12 protein-coding genes are annotated in these 15,751 nt (G+C 31.8%); 6 read left to right on the plus strand and 6 right to left on the minus strand.

Going from position 1 to position 15,751, the window contains the following annotated elements:
• Window positions 1-8: 8 nt before the first annotated feature.
• Both C661_RS0114840 and C661_RS0114845 read left to right on the plus strand, forming a co-directional pair.
• Window positions 9-1,904: an NADH-quinone oxidoreductase subunit NuoF gene (locus tag C661_RS0114840; RefSeq protein ID WP_017416131.1), complete on the plus strand. Its 1,896-nt coding sequence runs from the start codon at window positions 9-11 to the stop codon at window positions 1,902-1,904.
• A gap of 33 nt (window positions 1,905-1,937) precedes the next feature.
• Complete coding sequence (locus tag C661_RS0114845) at window positions 1,938-3,674, plus strand: NADH-dependent [FeFe] hydrogenase, group A6 (RefSeq protein ID WP_017416132.1); 1,737 nt, start codon at window positions 1,938-1,940, stop codon at window positions 3,672-3,674.
• 81 nt (window positions 3,675-3,755) lie between these two features.
• Here C661_RS0114845 and hydF read toward each other — a convergent pair whose 3' ends face one another.
• The 5 genes from hydF to C661_RS0114870 all read right to left on the minus strand — a co-directional run bounded on the left by hydF (window position 3,756) and on the right by C661_RS0114870 (window position 8,197).
• Window positions 3,756-4,979, minus strand: a complete 1,224-nt coding sequence (gene hydF, locus C661_RS0114850; RefSeq protein WP_017416133.1) for a [FeFe] hydrogenase H-cluster maturation GTPase HydF — start codon at window positions 4,977-4,979, stop codon at window positions 3,756-3,758.
• 329 nt (window positions 4,980-5,308) lie between these two features.
• On the minus strand, window positions 5,309-6,718 hold the full coding sequence (gene hydG, locus C661_RS0114855) for a [FeFe] hydrogenase H-cluster radical SAM maturase HydG (RefSeq protein WP_017416134.1): 1,410 nt from the start codon (window positions 6,716-6,718) through the stop codon (window positions 5,309-5,311).
• Window positions 6,719-6,772: 54 nt separating this feature from the next.
• Window positions 6,773-7,018 (minus strand): TM1266 family iron-only hydrogenase system putative regulator, encoded by a 246-nt coding sequence (locus tag C661_RS0114860; RefSeq protein ID WP_017416135.1) that lies wholly within the window; start codon window positions 7,016-7,018, stop codon window positions 6,773-6,775.
• Between the two features lie 236 nt (window positions 7,019-7,254).
• The gene (locus C661_RS0114865; RefSeq protein ID WP_017416136.1) at window positions 7,255-7,854 is read right to left on the minus strand and encodes a LysO family transporter; all 600 of its coding nucleotides are present in this window, start codon (window positions 7,852-7,854) and stop codon (window positions 7,255-7,257) included.
• 1 nt (window position 7,855) lies between these two features.
• Window positions 7,856-8,197: a LysO family transporter gene (locus C661_RS0114870; protein WP_017416137.1), complete on the minus strand. Its 342-nt coding sequence runs from the start codon at window positions 8,195-8,197 to the stop codon at window positions 7,856-7,858.
• 155 nt (window positions 8,198-8,352) lie between these two features.
• Here C661_RS0114870 and C661_RS0114875 point away from each other — a divergent pair, with 155 nt between their 5' ends.
• Window positions 8,353-9,198: a hypothetical protein gene (locus tag C661_RS0114875; RefSeq protein WP_017416138.1), complete on the plus strand. Its 846-nt coding sequence runs from the start codon at window positions 8,353-8,355 to the stop codon at window positions 9,196-9,198.
• Between the two features lie 290 nt (window positions 9,199-9,488).
• On the opposite strand, the gene C661_RS0114880 is transcribed toward C661_RS0114875, so the two are convergent.
• Complete coding sequence (locus tag C661_RS0114880) at window positions 9,489-11,384, minus strand: type I glutamate--ammonia ligase (RefSeq protein WP_017416139.1); 1,896 nt, start codon at window positions 11,382-11,384, stop codon at window positions 9,489-9,491.
• Window positions 11,385-11,705: 321 nt separating this feature from the next.
• On the opposite strand from C661_RS0114880, the gene C661_RS0114885 reads away from it, so the two are divergent.
• The 3 genes from C661_RS0114885 (at window position 11,706) to C661_RS0114895 (ending at window position 15,692) form a co-directional block, all read left to right on the plus strand.
• Window positions 11,706-12,317 carry a 3'-5' exonuclease gene (locus C661_RS0114885; RefSeq protein ID WP_017416140.1) on the plus strand — a complete coding sequence of 204 codons (612 nt, stop codon included), beginning with the start codon at window positions 11,706-11,708 and terminating at the stop codon, window positions 12,315-12,317.
• 194 nt (window positions 12,318-12,511) lie between these two features.
• Window positions 12,512-13,675: an amidohydrolase gene (locus C661_RS0114890; RefSeq protein WP_017416141.1), complete on the plus strand. Its 1,164-nt coding sequence runs from the start codon at window positions 12,512-12,514 to the stop codon at window positions 13,673-13,675.
• Window positions 13,676-13,934: 259 nt separating this feature from the next.
• Window positions 13,935-15,692 carry an ATP-dependent metallopeptidase FtsH/Yme1/Tma family protein gene (locus C661_RS0114895; protein WP_017416142.1) on the plus strand — a complete coding sequence of 586 codons (1,758 nt, stop codon included), beginning with the start codon at window positions 13,935-13,937 and terminating at the stop codon, window positions 15,690-15,692.
• Window positions 15,693-15,751: the final 59 nt, after the last annotated feature.

Consider the following 15,751-nt stretch of genomic DNA (forward strand, 5'->3'; position numbering starts at 1 on the left):
GGATAAATTTGGATAAAATTAATTCTTTTAATGAGTTAGAACAATTGCATGAAAAATACAAAACTTTACTAAACATTAGAAAAGCAACAAGTGCTAGAGATTTTAAACAAGGTGATAGCACTCACAAAATGGAGTTACTAATCTGTGGTGGTACTGGCTGTAAGTCCGCACAAAGTGATTTGATTAAAGAGAATTTAGAAAAAGAAATTAAAGCTGCTGGCCTTGAAGATATTGTATATGTTTCAATCACTGGTTGCTTTGGGTTCTGTGAAAAAGGACCAATTGTAAAAATCACACCTGATGATGTTTTTTATGTTCACGTTACCCCAGCTGATGCTGAAGAAATTGTGAAAGAGCATATTATTAATGGACGAACTATTGATAGGCTTCTGTACGAAGAACCTACTATAAAAGAAAAAGTTAAAACTCAAGATGAAATGACTTTCTATAAAAAACAAGTTAGAATTGCTTTAAGAAATTGTGGACTTATTAACCCAGAAGATATTAAAGAATATATTGCAGAAGAAGGTTATTTAGCACTTGGTAAATGTTTAAATAAATATACTCAAGACGAAGTGATTAACACTATGATAGAATCTGGTTTAAGAGGTAGAGGTGGCGGTGGTTTCCCTACAGGTAAAAAGTGGCAATTTGCAAAATCATATGATGCTGATCAAAAATACATCATATGTAACGCCGATGAAGGAGACCCTGGTGCTTTCATGGATCGTTCCATACTTGAAGGAGATCCTCATAGCGTCATTGAGGCTATGGCTATTGCTGGGTACTGTATAGGTGCTACTATCGGATGTGTATATATTAGAGCGGAGTATCCTCTGGCAATTAATAGGTTAAGAATTGCAATTGAAGAAGCAAGATCCTGTGGCCTACTTGGTAAGAATATCATGGGAAGTAATTTTGATTTTGATATTCAGATTAAGTATGGTGCTGGTGCTTTTGTATGCGGAGAAGAAACTGCTCTAATACATTCTATTGAGGGCCAACGTGGAGAGCCAACTAACAAACCTCCATTCCCTGCTGAATCTGGACTTTGGAATAAACCTACTTGTGTAAATAATGTTGAAACCCTTGCAAATATACCAGCCATTATAAACAGAGGTGCTAAATGGTATAGCTCTATTGGAACTGCTACCTCTAAAGGTACTAAAGTATTTGCATTAGCAGGAAAAATTAATAATGTTGGACTTGTGGAAGTACCTATGGGCACTACATTAAGAGAAATAATCTATGAGATTGGCGGTGGAATTAAAAATGACCGTGAATTCAAAGCAGTTCAAACTGGTGGTCCATCAGGTGGATGTATTCCTAAAGAATATCTAGATATTCCTATTGATTATGAATCCTTAGGTTCAATTGGCTCAATGATGGGTTCTGGTGGAATGATTGTAATGGATGAAGATAACTGTATGGTAGATATAGCTAAATTCTACTTAGAGTTTACTAAAGAAGAATCTTGTGGTAAGTGTACACCTTGTAGAGTGGGAAATACTCGCCTTCTTGAAATGCTAGACACAATAAGTAAAGGTAAAGGAACCTTAGAGGATTTAGACAAGCTTAAGTATTTATCTCAAACAATTAAAGATACATCATTATGCGGACTTGGTCAAACTGCTCCAAATCCAATATTAAGTACTATGAAATATTTCTATAAAGAGTATGAAGCTCACGTTGTAGACAAGGTATGCCCTGCTGGTGTATGCAAAGATCTTATGAAGTATGTTATTACTGATAGATGTATAGGATGTACAAAGTGTGCTAGACAATGTCCAGTTAGTTGCATCAGTGGAAAAGTTAAAACTAAACATGTTATTGATCAAGATAAGTGCATTAAGTGTGGAGCTTGTCAATCAGCATGTCCTGTAGATGCAATAGATTTAATTTAATTGTATAAATAAGTTAAGAAAGAGGTGCCAACATTGAGTTTAGTTACACTTAAAATTAATGATAAAGAAGTTCAAGTTGAGCAAGGTAAAACTATTTTAGATGCAGCTAGAGAATTAAATATTAAAATACCAACACTTTGCTACTTAAATCTTCATGATAAAAAAACTGAAAATAAACCAGGTTCTTGCAGAGTATGCGTAGTTGAAGTAGAGGGAAGACGAAATTTAGCTCCTGCTTGCTGTACTCCGGTATCGCAAGGAATGGTTATCAAAACTAGTTCCCCTAAAGCATTGAGTGCAAGAAAAACTATTTTAGAACTACTATTATCTGATCATCCTAATGAATGTTTAACTTGTGCTAAAAGTATGAATTGTGAATTACAAGAACTTGCAGCAGAGTACGGAATTAGAAGAATAGAATTTAATGGTAGTAAATCTATAAGTCAAAAGGAAGATAATAACTACTCAATTGCTAGAGATACATCTAAATGCATATTATGCAGAAGGTGTGAAACTGTTTGTAATGAAGTACAAAAGGTTGGAGCCATATCTTCAATAAATAGAGGCTTTAATACCACTATAGCTCCTGCTTTCGGTTCAGACTTAAAAGAAACTAAGTGCACTTTCTGTGGGCAGTGTGTGGCTGTATGTCCAACTGGGGCATTAGTTGAAAAAGATAATACCTCAAAAGTATGGAGAGCTTTAGCAGATGAAGAAAAAGTTGTAATTGTTCAAACAGCTCCTGCTGTTAGAAGCGCCTTAGGAGAAGAGTTTAATTGTATTCCTGGAACTTCTGTTACTGGAAAAATGGCTGCTTCGTTAAAGGCTTTAGGATTTGATAAAGTATTTGATACTGATTTTGCTGCTGATTTAACTATATTAGAAGAAGCACGTGAATTTTTAACTAGAGTTCAAAATGGTGAGAACCTTCCAATGATTACAAGCTGTTGTCCAGGGTGGGTTACGTTCATTGAAAAGCACTATCATGATTTATTAAACTTGCCTTCTAGTTGTAAATCACCACAACAAATGTGGGGTTCTATTGCTAAGTCTTATTTTGCTGAGAAAATGAATATTGATCCAAAGAACCTAGTAGTAGTTTCTGTAATGCCTTGTATTGCTAAGAAATCAGAAGCTGCAAGAGATGAGTTTACTCTAGAAAACGGAGTTAAGGATGTTGATATAGTAATCAGCACAAGAGAACTTGCTAGAATGATTAAGGAAGCTGGTATAGATTTCAATTCCCTACAAAATGAAGAATTTGATAATCCTATGGGAGAATCAACTGGTGCTGGTGTAATATTTGGAACAAGTGGTGGGGTTATGGAAGCTGCTCTACGTACTGCTTATGAGTGGTTAACCAAAAACACCTTAGAACAAGTAGATTTTGAAGCTGTTAGAGGCCTTACCGGCGTTAAGGAGGCAACTATCAATATCGATGGTACTGACATAAAAGTAGCTATTGTTAGCGGTCTTGGAAATGCTAGAGATTTATTAGAAAAAATTAGAGCTGGCAATACTGAGTATCATTTTATAGAGGTGATGGCTTGCCCAGGTGGATGTATTAACGGTGGTGGTCAACCATACTCTAATAATAGATTAGATATTATAGAAGGAAGAATGCAAGTACTTTATAATGAAGATAAAGGTAAAACCATTAGAAAGTCTCATGATAATCCAGAGATTCAGAGATTATATGAAGAGTTTTTAGGTGAACCTAATAGTCATAAGGCTCATGAATTACTGCACACTCATTATATTAAAAGATAAATAATTTAAGAAAAATGGGCTATCTCAAAGCTGAGTTTTGAGATAGCCCATTTTCTTAATATCAAAAACTGTTAATACATTTTAAATATGAAATGGCTTGATTACCCTGTCTAAAATTCCATTTATCTCAGCAATTGCAACACCAAAGTTTGTTATTGGAATGCCTTTTTCTTTACAGCTCTCTATACGTGACATTACTTCTGCTCTATTAAACATGCAAGAACCACATTGAATTACTATTTTATATTGGTCTAAATTTTCGGGGAAATCTTTACCAGAGTAGTTATCAACTATAATATTTCCCTCAATAGACTTAAGCAAAGTCGGCAACTTTTCTCTAGCTATATCCCCTTTTAACTGATGATGAGTGCAAGCCTCTGCAATTAAAATCTTATCTCCCGCCTTTAGACTTCTTATGGTTTTTGCTCCTCTTACAAATTCAGCTAAGTCCCCTTTTGATCTAGCCATTATAATAGAAAAAGAAGTTAGAGGAGTCTCTTCATTTATCTTGGAATGTACAATCTTGAAAACCTGTGAGTCGGTAATTACTAAGTCTGGCTTATAGTTTAGTAGTTCCAATGCCATATCTAAGTTATCTAATGTAACAGTAACTGGAATAGCCTTGTTATCTAGTAAATCCCTAAGTACTTGAACTTGAGGAAGTATTAATCTTCCCTTAGGCGCTTGTATATCCTGAGGTGCAACTAATAAAACTTTAGAGCCAGGTTTTATTATATCTCCTACTAAATTAGAAGAATGGAAATTTTCTGGGGTGAGCTTAATGATAGAAGACTTTAAAGCATCTAAATTTAACTTTGCTTCTGCACTGATGCTTACAAATTGTATTTGAAACATTTCCTCTAACATGCTTAGTTTTTCTATAATATCTTCTTTGCTTTCAGTTAAATCAATTTTATTTAGAACTCCAACTATTGGAATAGATTTGCTTTTCAATGACTTACACCATTCTAACTCTAAGTCAAAACCCTTATAATCCTGAGAAAATTCTTCTAATGAAATTACAAGAATGGCTAAATCTGTTTTATTTATTATTTCCTTAGTTCTTTGAATCCTTAAAGCTCCCATTTCTCCAATATCATCAATTCCTGCAGTATCAATAAATACTACTGGCCCAATAGGTAAAAGTTCCATGGACTTATACACAGGGTCTGTAGTGGTTCCTTTTATATTAGATACAAGTGCTATATCTTGATTAGTTATAAAATTAATTATACTTGATTTCCCTGCATTTCGCTTACCATAGATTCCTATATGCAATCGATTGGCTCTTGGTGTTTCTATCATGGTATCTCTCCTATATATTTAATTATATTTAATTCTTCTTTAGGCATCTTCAAAACACAAATAAGTCAGTATCTTTGTCTATTTTGTGTTATACTGCGTCCACAGAACCCTTAGATAGCTCTACTATCTAAGGAACCTGTTTCCTTGTCTATACAAGCTTGCTTGTGAACTCAAAATATCTTTCACATCTTTGACTTGTTATTTATTTCAGATACCTTATCCCTAAATTAAAACTAAATAAAGTTTTATTATGATGTTTTTAGTTCTAGTTTTAGTTTATCCTAAATTGTTAAAAATTGAAATTTATAAACTGTCCTTTTTAAGATAAGCTAAAATCTTAAGTCTCTTTCCCCTTTTTCAATTCTTTTTAGCTTCTCTTCAGCATCTTCTTTTCTTTTTATATTAGGTATGTCTAGAAGTGATTCTTTAATTAGTACTTCCCCTAGTTTTCTAGTTTCTTCAGTTCCATAATCTAGCATAAACTCTTTTAATGTTAATAAGGCATTGCACTGGCAAACATTATTTATCTGCCCACTTTTTGCTAAAGCCATAAATCTATCTCCAGTTCTACCTTCTCTGTAACAGGCAGTGCAATAGCTAGGAATATAGCCACTTTTCATTAGACTTTCTATCATTTCAATTGGAGAACGATGATCTGCTACCTCGAACTGTGGCTTTTCTTCTAAGTCTCTTTGACTCTCTGCATATCCTCCTACACCAGTACATGAACCTGTACTAATTTGAGAAATACCAATATTAATAATTTCATCTCTGAGTCTAGGCTCTTCTCTTGTTGACAAGATCATTCCAGCATATGGAACTGCTAGTCTAAGTACAGCAACAATTCTCTTAAAATCCTCATCTCCAACTAAGTATGGATAGTCTTTTAAGCTCACATTCTCAGCTTCTCTAAGCCTTGGTACGGAAATAGTATGTGGCCCAACTCCTGTGCGTTTTTCTAAATCTTCTGCATGCATTAGCATTGCAATAGTTTCAAATTTATAATCATAAAGTCCATATAAAACTCCTATTCCAACATCATCAATACCAGCTTCTCTCGCTCTATGCATTGCTGTTGTATGAAAATTATAGTTATGCTTTGGACCACTTGGATGCATTCTTTCATAAGTTTCTTTATGATAAGTTTCCTGAAAAAGAATGTATGTTCCAATTTCTGCTTCCTTCAGCTTTTTATATTCTTCTACAGTTGTTGCAGCTATATTTACATTAATTCTTCTTATGGAGCCATTATCAAACTTCAAGGAATAAATTGCTTTAATACAATCTAGTACATATTCTAGAGGAGTATTCACTTGGTCCTCTCCTACTTCTAAAGCTATTCTTTTATGTCCTAAGCTTTCTAATACTCTAACTTCCTCTTTTAATTCTTCCATACTTAATTTTCTTCTCTTCAAACTATCATTACAGTGCTTATAACCACAATAGACACAATTATTAACACAGTAATTACTTACATATAAAGGAGCAAACATAACTATGCGCTTTCCATAAATTTTTTCCTTTACTTCTCGTGCAATTCTAAACATTTCTTCAATAATTTCACTATCACTCACTGATAATAAAATTGCTGCTTCCTTATGAGATAGTCCTTTAGCATTTTTTGCCTTATTTAATATGTCTAAAACAAATCTTTTATCTTTGCTAAGTTCTAAGCTTTCATCTATAATTTTCTTTATCTCATCATTGTTTATGAAATCTTCTGCATTATATTTATTCATTTAATTATCCCCTTTTACCTTGAATTTTTAGGAAATTTTTGTTTCACAATTTGTCTATCCCTTAGTTATGGCCGACTTAACAGATACCCCCCTTAGCTTTCCAATTTTACCTGTCATAGCCGATATTTCATCCATTAATCCATCTACAATAACAGATATCACGCTAACCCCTCTATCTCTGTAAGGAATTCCAATTCTACCAACTATTATTGCATTAAATTCATGGAGTATGCTATTAACTTCAGTAGCTTTTTCAATATCTTCAATAATTATGCCAACTACAGCAATTCTCTTTTCCATAATCTTCCCACCATTTACAAAAAAATAAACCAACACAAAAAAGTGTTGGCTAAAAACATCTATTGATACAATTTTTCACCACCTTTTTGCTAAGAAATTCTCCACAATCAGGTATTATTATTTTCTAAATCTCAACCGAAAGATTTTCTTGCAGTAAAGAGCTCAAATTAATTATATAAATATTCTGAACAATTGTAAATAAAATTTCTTCGACAAATGTCCTTTTGAAAACTTTTCTATTTAATATTATAAAAAAATGGTACTAAAACAGGGACAAGAGAACTCATAATAACACCATTAATAAATGAAATAACAGCTACCTCAGGGTTTGTTGCTTTAGAAACTAAAGGAAGCGTTGTATCCATAGATGTCGCTCCAGCTGGTGCTATAGCTGAATAGGTATTTAACCTCTTAGCTAATATAGGTATTAAAATTACAGCAAATATTTCTCTGAATACATTGGTTAAAAAGGCTATTGCACCTAAAGCTTCTCCTCCTAATTCCTTTAACATTACTCCAGATAAACTATACCATCCAAAGCCTGATGCCACAGATAAACTTTCATTTATAGCCATATTAAATAACAAACCAGCAACGAATCCCCCTATGAGGCTTCCCAATATTCCACCAAAAGGAACTAGTAATACTTTAACTCCCATAGCTTTAAGGTCCTTTAAAATAGTTTTGTTAGATCCTATATCTATCCCTACACAAAAAATCAATGCATAAAGAGAAAAACTAGCTATCATATCAAGACTGGATATAATACTTGAAGGAAAAATAAAATATCCACAACCAATACCAAGGACTATTGCCCCTAAAATTATTAAAGTCATACTATTTCCCCTCCTCTACTTCTTTATCAAACTTACCTTTTGCTATAGTGTTTTCCTCATTTTTATCTGAAACTACATTACCTTTCAAAAACTTAGAACTAAGGAAATAAACTAAAGCAATGCTACCCAAAATAGTTAAAGTAGCAAAAGTAAATGCTTTAACACCTATAACTGGTAAGTCACTTATTATATTATCATTAGCTCCTATTGATGCTCCCATTGAAAACAGTAAAAATATAACACCTAATTGTTGAAGCTTTCCATTGATTTTTTTTTGATTTTCATTAAGTTTTACTATATAACCTATAAAGCTCCCTAAGCACAGTGCAATAATAATTTCCAATCTAATCCCTCCCTAAAAATACACCAATTATTATACCATTGCAAATAAGTTTTGTCATATAAGGCACTATCTGGTATCAATATGTCACCAATAAATTCTAAAGCTCCCATGAGTCTAATATATTTATTATATACTGAACATAATAGGAGGCACCTATGAATGATTTTTTTGTTCCCTTATATATTAACGACGAAATTCTACTTAGTCTGTTTAAAATAGCCATTGAAAGATTTATCGAAGTAGAAAAAATAACCAATAAACAAGAAGTGATAATTAACTCAAATGTACCATTATGTGAATTAACTTGCGGAAAAATTCTTCAAGGTACTGCATCTGTACAATTGTTACAAGGCTATACTAGAAGAACCATCCAAGAAATTGAGAAGTCCACAATTACCACCTATATTAGATTAAGAGACATAATGGATAAAAATATGTTTTTAAAAAAAATTGTTACTAAGAATGATTTACACTATGTTCAGGATGGCGATATTGTGGAGATTAAATGTAAAATGAAGATGAATTCTCAGCTAAAAAAAATTCAACATGTTATTGATATTTTAGAAATAGAAAGCATTTTAGATGAATGCAATTTAGATAACTCTTTAAAATCAAAGATTAATTATAAAGCTCTACTCAATTGGTTTAAAAGTACTCTTCAAAATGTTAAAGAATCAAAATGTACCAAGTATGTAACTGAACCTCTATTTAATTCGGATATTAGAGGGATTATACCCATTCAAAATAAATATTCCCTAATGGACTTAGATTGTAATTATCACACTAATATAACTGTGGTGGGTAAAGTAAGTTCCATTGAGCGAAGTTTAAAGAATAACAAAACTGCTCCAATAGGCACTGAAAGTTGTTTTGATTTTATCAATGATAAATTATCCTCGATTTTCAGCGAACAATTAATAGATAAATTGAATATTGACAATTTAATTGAGGAAGAAATTAATAGCTATATGGAAATTCTCCCCATAATCATATATGTTTAGTTATTCTTACTTCTATCCTTAACCTGGGTATCTAACAATACTACAAATAATTTTTATATGTGATCTAACATGGCACTGTACAATGATTCTTTAACTATAATAGAACCCCTATAAAATTCATAGAAATAGTGCATGTTAAATGCCTGAGTACACAATAAAAAGATTACTACTTTAAACTTTAAAATAGTAATCTTTTTATTTCTATTCTACTCATGAATAGGATTCCATGCCACATTTACCAATAAAATTTCAATGCGATCCTATAATATAGCTTATTCGCTTCAATTGATTTACATATCCATTAGATTCCTACGATAATCTGCATAAAGCTTTCTTAACTTTTTCATTTCACAATCTAATTCAATTTGCAATTCTGATAATTTTTCATAATTATTACTAGAGATTGCTTCCCTTATTTCAGTAAATAAGCTCTTCCTAGTATAACTATCTTTCATTATTTTTTCTTTAATTTTACTAATTTTCGTCCATTTTTCTAAGTCATACTCTGTAAGGTCATCACTGTCCCCTCTTTTTGTACTTCTTATTTCATTCATATAATTTACAATTAACCTATGCTCTATCTCAGTTACCCATCTTGTTAAAATAGCAATTTTATAGCTATTTATTATTTTATCTGTAAAGATGCTCCCTTCTGTAAGTGTTTCTACCTTTTTATCATCATTAAAACCTAATAAGTTTTCGAAAACTGTTTTTGGAGCTTTACCAAAATAACTTTCTCTTTCCTCTTCAGAATAATGTTCAAATACATCTTCTTCACTTCTATAGCTTCTTGAATACTCTAAATATTCACTCTCTGCATTTGGATTTTTTGATAACTCTTGTAATAATTCTTCACAAGTTTTCTTGTTTTTCAATGCATACTTGATTCCTTGTATCATTGCAAGATTAATTGCTGATAAAGCTAAATATATATTAGTATGAGGATTAGGGGAACGAAGTTCAAATCTAGTTGCCATAGGATTCTCTAAGTCCCTAATAAGTCCTATTAAAATAGTTCTATTTCTTGAAGGTTGCGTTTTACTATGTCCAAGGGAAGTAACAATACATACAGGTGCCTCAAATCCTGGTCTTAATCTTCTAAAGGCTCCATTGGTAGAAGAAACAAAGGGGTTTATAACCTCATAATTCTTAAGAATCCCCATTAGTGCACCATAACCTATTTCACTCATATAATCATTTTCCGTACTATGAACTAAATTTATTACTTTACCACTTTTTAGCTTTAGATTCACACCCACATGGAGATGCTTTCCATTGCCTGCTACTTCATCTACAGGTTTTGCTTGAAATGTTACATCCAGTCCATTTCTTCTAAAAATCTCTTTTATTACTTCTCTTGCTAGGAGTTCATTATCGCAAGCTTGTATAGCAGAAGAATACTTCCAATCAATTTCAAGTTGCTCCATTATATGATTAAAAGAACCACCTTCCGTAAGTTTAGCTTTTACCCCTCCAACTTCTTTATGTCCCATTTCGGGCTCTAAGCCATAGTTTTCTAGCATTGTTAAAGCTTGCTCCAAGGCTGTTCTAACAACGCCTTTAGTTCTTTTCCAATATTGCTCCTTTAAAACTTCCGATGTAGATAACTCCTCTAGTTCTGCAAAGTCATTTGGAGTTCTAACCCAAAACTCAAGCTCTGTAGCTGCAGTTATGAAAACTTTATCAATGTCCTCGTAGGATAAATTCATCTTATTTAAAAATTCTGGATTTTCTTCAAGCAATTTTAATAACTCCTTATTAAAGAAGTCCACTGAATTTTTTAATATATTTCTGGAGTCAACAGCTATATTATCATGGTAAAGATGACAAGGTACTCTTAGAGTGCCCACAGGCTTGTTTGTTTTATGATCAATATTTTCAAAGTTATAATCTACGAACCAATCGCATTCTAAATCAACTTTCATATCAACTTTTGCGTTATTTAAGGAAGCTATTTCTGGAAGATTTACTGATGATCCATCTGTTTGAACTGAAATGCCATACAAAAATGTTTCAATATTTTCTATAAAATTTTCAATAGGAATTTTCTCATCTGTATCATTACCTAAAAAATCTATACCTATTAATGAAACAAACTTAATTTCCTTATGTTCCTTTAATATTTGTAATAACTCCCCTTCCTTATGGTTTTCTTTCTTAATTACGTATAATAAATCACTGTACATTTAAATTCCTCCCTACTCTTATGTATCAAACCCTGAAAAAATTATTAATCAATTGTATCATATATTTCCTGAATTGTATATGAATTATAAATAACTTGTAAACAAGTTTATATTTTAACAATCCCTAATAATTTAGATTAAAGTATACAAATTCTTATATCTATGCCTTAATTGCTTTATGAACATCTCAAACTAATCTTAAGAAATTGGCTACCTGAATTTACTTCTATAATTTCTTGTTTTTCTTTTACTAGTAAAATTACAATAGATTTATTTTCATATTTATGGTTTAATAAATTTATAATTAAAGGAGGTTTTATAGTGAAACTTTTATTTTTTGATACAGAAACTACAGATATAAGACCAGGCAATATATGCCAGTTATCATATATATTGGTTGATAATAATACTAAGCCTCAAACAACTATAGGAAAAAACTTTTTTTTTGCTGTAGAGGATATGAGTGCAAGTGCTGAAGATATCCATGGATTTTCTTTAGAAAAACTTTATGAACTAAGTAATGGATTGTACTTTGAAGATCAACTAGAAGGCTTTATACAAGATTTTCTTGAGGCAGACATTATTATTGGCCATAATGTTAATTTTGATTTAAAATTCATAAACCACGAATTAGAGTTTTGTGATATTCAGCTAAATACTAGGCATAACTTCTGTACCATGAATTATTATAAAGATAAATGCAGACTAACAAATGGTAAGGGTGGAATTAAGAACCCTCGCTTAGAAGAAGTAATTACCTTCTTGGGAATTTCTAAAGAAGATATCTTAAACAAGTGCAATGAATTATTTGATGGTATAGGTGACTACCACGATGCAAGGTTTGATACTACTGCTACATATTTAATTGTAACTATGGGCATTAAAAAAGGATTAATTCCTAAGGGTTATTTTTCAAACTTGGCACAAAAGTAAAGTGTATTAGTTTTTATTGAACCTTATAGTATATAATGTAGAGCTTAAGTATTATCATATTACTTAAGTTCTAATGTTATATACTGATAAATTTAACAAAGATAATAAAGAATTTTTGTATTTTAAAAAGGATTTTTAATATATTTATAGTAATTAGATATTATAACTATATTAAATTTAGGGGGACTAGGGATATGTTAATAATTAAAAATGCTACTATTCATACTATGGCTAATGAAAATTTCCAAAATGGAATGGTTCTTATTGAAGACGGGAAGATTATTTCTGTTGGAAGTAATTTTGAGGCTCCTAAAACTGCTCAGGTAATTGATGCTCATGGTGGATTTTTAATGCCTGGAATGATTGATGCTCATTGTCACGTAGGTATGTGGGAAAATGCTATGGGCTTTGAAGGCTCTGATGGAAATGAAGCAGTGGATCCAGTAACACCACATCTAAGAGCAATTGATGCTATTAACCCTGTAGATAAGTGCTTTAGGGAAGCTTTAGAAGCTGGTATTACAACGGTTGCTACCGGTCCTGGAAGTGCTAATGTTATTGGTGGAACCTTCGTTACTATGAAGACTCATGGCAGAAGAATTGATGATATGATTATTGATCCCTGTACAGCAATGAAGGTAGCTTTTGGAGAAAATCCTAAAAGAGTATACAACTCTCAAAAAAAATCTCCTTCTACAAGAATGGCTACGGCAGCAATTCTTAGGGAACATTTAATTAAGGCTAAAAACTATGTAGAAAAGCAAGAAAAAGCTTTAGAAAACAAGGAAAAAGCGCCTGAATATGATATGAAATTAGAAGCTTTAGCTAAAGTAATTAGAAGAGAAATCCCACTTAAGGCTCATGCTCACAGAGCAGATGATATTTTAACAGCAGTAAGAATCTCTAAGGAATTTAATGTTGAAATTTCTCTTGAGCATTGCACTGAAGGACATTTAATTGCAGATTACTTAAAGGAAGAAAATCTGAAAGCAATAATAGTAGGACCTACTTTATCTGATAGGAGTAAAATCGAACTTCAAAATTTAACCTTTGAAACTCCATCACTTTTAAATAAAGCAGGCTTGAAAGTAGCAATTATGACTGATCACCCAGTAATTCCTCTACAGTATTTACCAATATGTGCTGCTCTTGCAGCTAGAGAAGGTATGGATGAAGAGGAAGCATTAAGATCAATTACAATTAATGCCGCTAAAGCTCTAAGTATTGATAATAAAGTTGGTTCAATTGAACCCGGAAAAAACGCAGATATAGTTATTTATAATGGGCATCCCTTTGATTTAAGAAACAAGGTGAAATTTGTAATGATCAATGGCCAGGTAATAAAAAACGAACTTTAGAATCTATTAAAAACTTCTTAGTAATAACTAAATAATAATAGAAAATCCAAACCCCTACTATATATAAATGGGGGTTTTTTACGTTGTTAAATAATTTTTATTTCTTTGTCATTAATGCCATAACTTACATATCCAAATTATATGAAATAAATTAGACTTTATTTAAAATTTCTATATAATAATAAATATACTTAATACTTGCTTATAATTTAAGTAACAGCTTAATTTCAAATATATATTATGAGGGGGATTTGTATTCATGAATAAAATTAAAAATAAATACATTCTTATACCTATATTTGCTGCACTACTTTCTCTAGTAGCATTATTAGCTACTAATCACAAAACGAATACTATGAACTACAAGTCTTATCCTGAATTTCTAAAGGATACTTCAAGTTCTGTAGTTTCTACTGTTGAAATTAATGCATCTTCAAAAATAAATGTACTTTTAAAGGATGGAACTAATTATATTACTGATAATCCTAACAGTATAACTTTAAAAGAAGATCTATTAAGCAAAGGTATAGAAGTGAAAACATCTGCTGCTATGCCTATGGCTCAAAGAATCCCAGTTACAATTTTAGGGTTATCCTTACTATCTTTAATTATTCTGGCAATTAGAAATTCATCTATCAGTGGAAGCAAAATTACTTCTATTGAAGCTTTGGATGGTCAAAGTATTGCTAAAGAAAAGTTTAATTTTCACTCTGTTGCCGGCAACGAAGAGGCAAAAGAAAGTCTTAAAGATATAGTTGATTTTCTAAAAAATCCAGAAAAGTATGCCTCATATGGTGCTAGGATGCCTAAGGGGGTTATTCTTTATGGAGATCCTGGAACTGGAAAAACCCTTCTTGCAAAAGCCGTTGCAGGGGAAGCTGGGGTTCCTTTTTATGCTGTATCTGGCTCTGATTTCATTCAGGTTTATGTAGGGGTTGGAGCTAGCAGAATTAGAAACCTATTTAAGAAAGCTAAGACTCATGGTAAAGCTGTAATATTTATAGATGAAATTGATGCTATTGGAAAACAAAGAGATAGCGGTAAAAATGGTGGTAATGATGAAAGAGATCAAACCTTGAATGCTCTATTAACTGAAATGTCTGGGTTTAGTGAAAGCACTGGAATAGTTGTTATGGCTGCTACTAATAGACTAGATATGCTAGATTCTGCATTATTAAGACCTGGTCGATTTGATAGGCATATCGAAGTAGCATTGCCCGATATAGCTGCAAGGGAAAAGATTTTAAATCTTCACTTGAAAAATAAACCAATTAAAAATGTAGATCTAAAAGATTTAGCTCATAAGACAGCTTATTTCTCCGGTGCTAAACTTGAAAGTTTAACAAATGAAGCTGCAATACTTGCTTGTAAAGATAACTCTCAATATATAACACATGAATATTTTGATAAGGCTTACTCAATTGTATTAGCAGGTTATGAAAAAATCGAGAGAAGTTCAATGAGCGAAGTAGATAGAAGGATAACTGCTTATCACGAAGCTGGACATGCATTAATATCTTTATTGAAATTACCTGAGGAAAAGGTTTCGAAGGTTACTATTATTCCTACTTCAAAAGGAGCAGGAGGATATACTTTAAGTTTACCTAAGGATAGTTCATATCAGAATCTAGATTATCTTAGAAGAAGAATAATGGTATTATTAGGTGGCCGTGCAGCTGAAGAAATAGTATTTGGTAAAGATAAAATTACTACTGGAGCTTTTAGTGATTTGAAACACACAACAAATATGGTGAATAATATGGTTACAGAATATGGTATGGGTAAATCTTTAGGACTTTTAAGATTGTCAGAAATGAATAACTTCATAAATAATAGCGATATTAGTAGTGTAATTGAAGAATGCAAAGTTACAGTTGATGAATTATATAATACGGTAAAAGTAACACTTATAGAAAATATGAATACACTAGAGGTCATTGCTACAGAACTTTTGGAAAAAGAAACGCTTAATCACAATGATTTGATGAATATAGTTGACATAGACATTGCTGTTTAAAACAGTATGTAAAAAACTTCCGCCCTGGTGAGTGAAAGTAAAATTCAATTCTATACTCA

The organism is Clostridium tunisiense TJ (assembly GCF_000300195.1).
GTDB classification, from domain to species: Bacteria; Bacillota; Clostridia; order Clostridiales; family Clostridiaceae; genus Clostridium_J; species Clostridium_J tunisiense.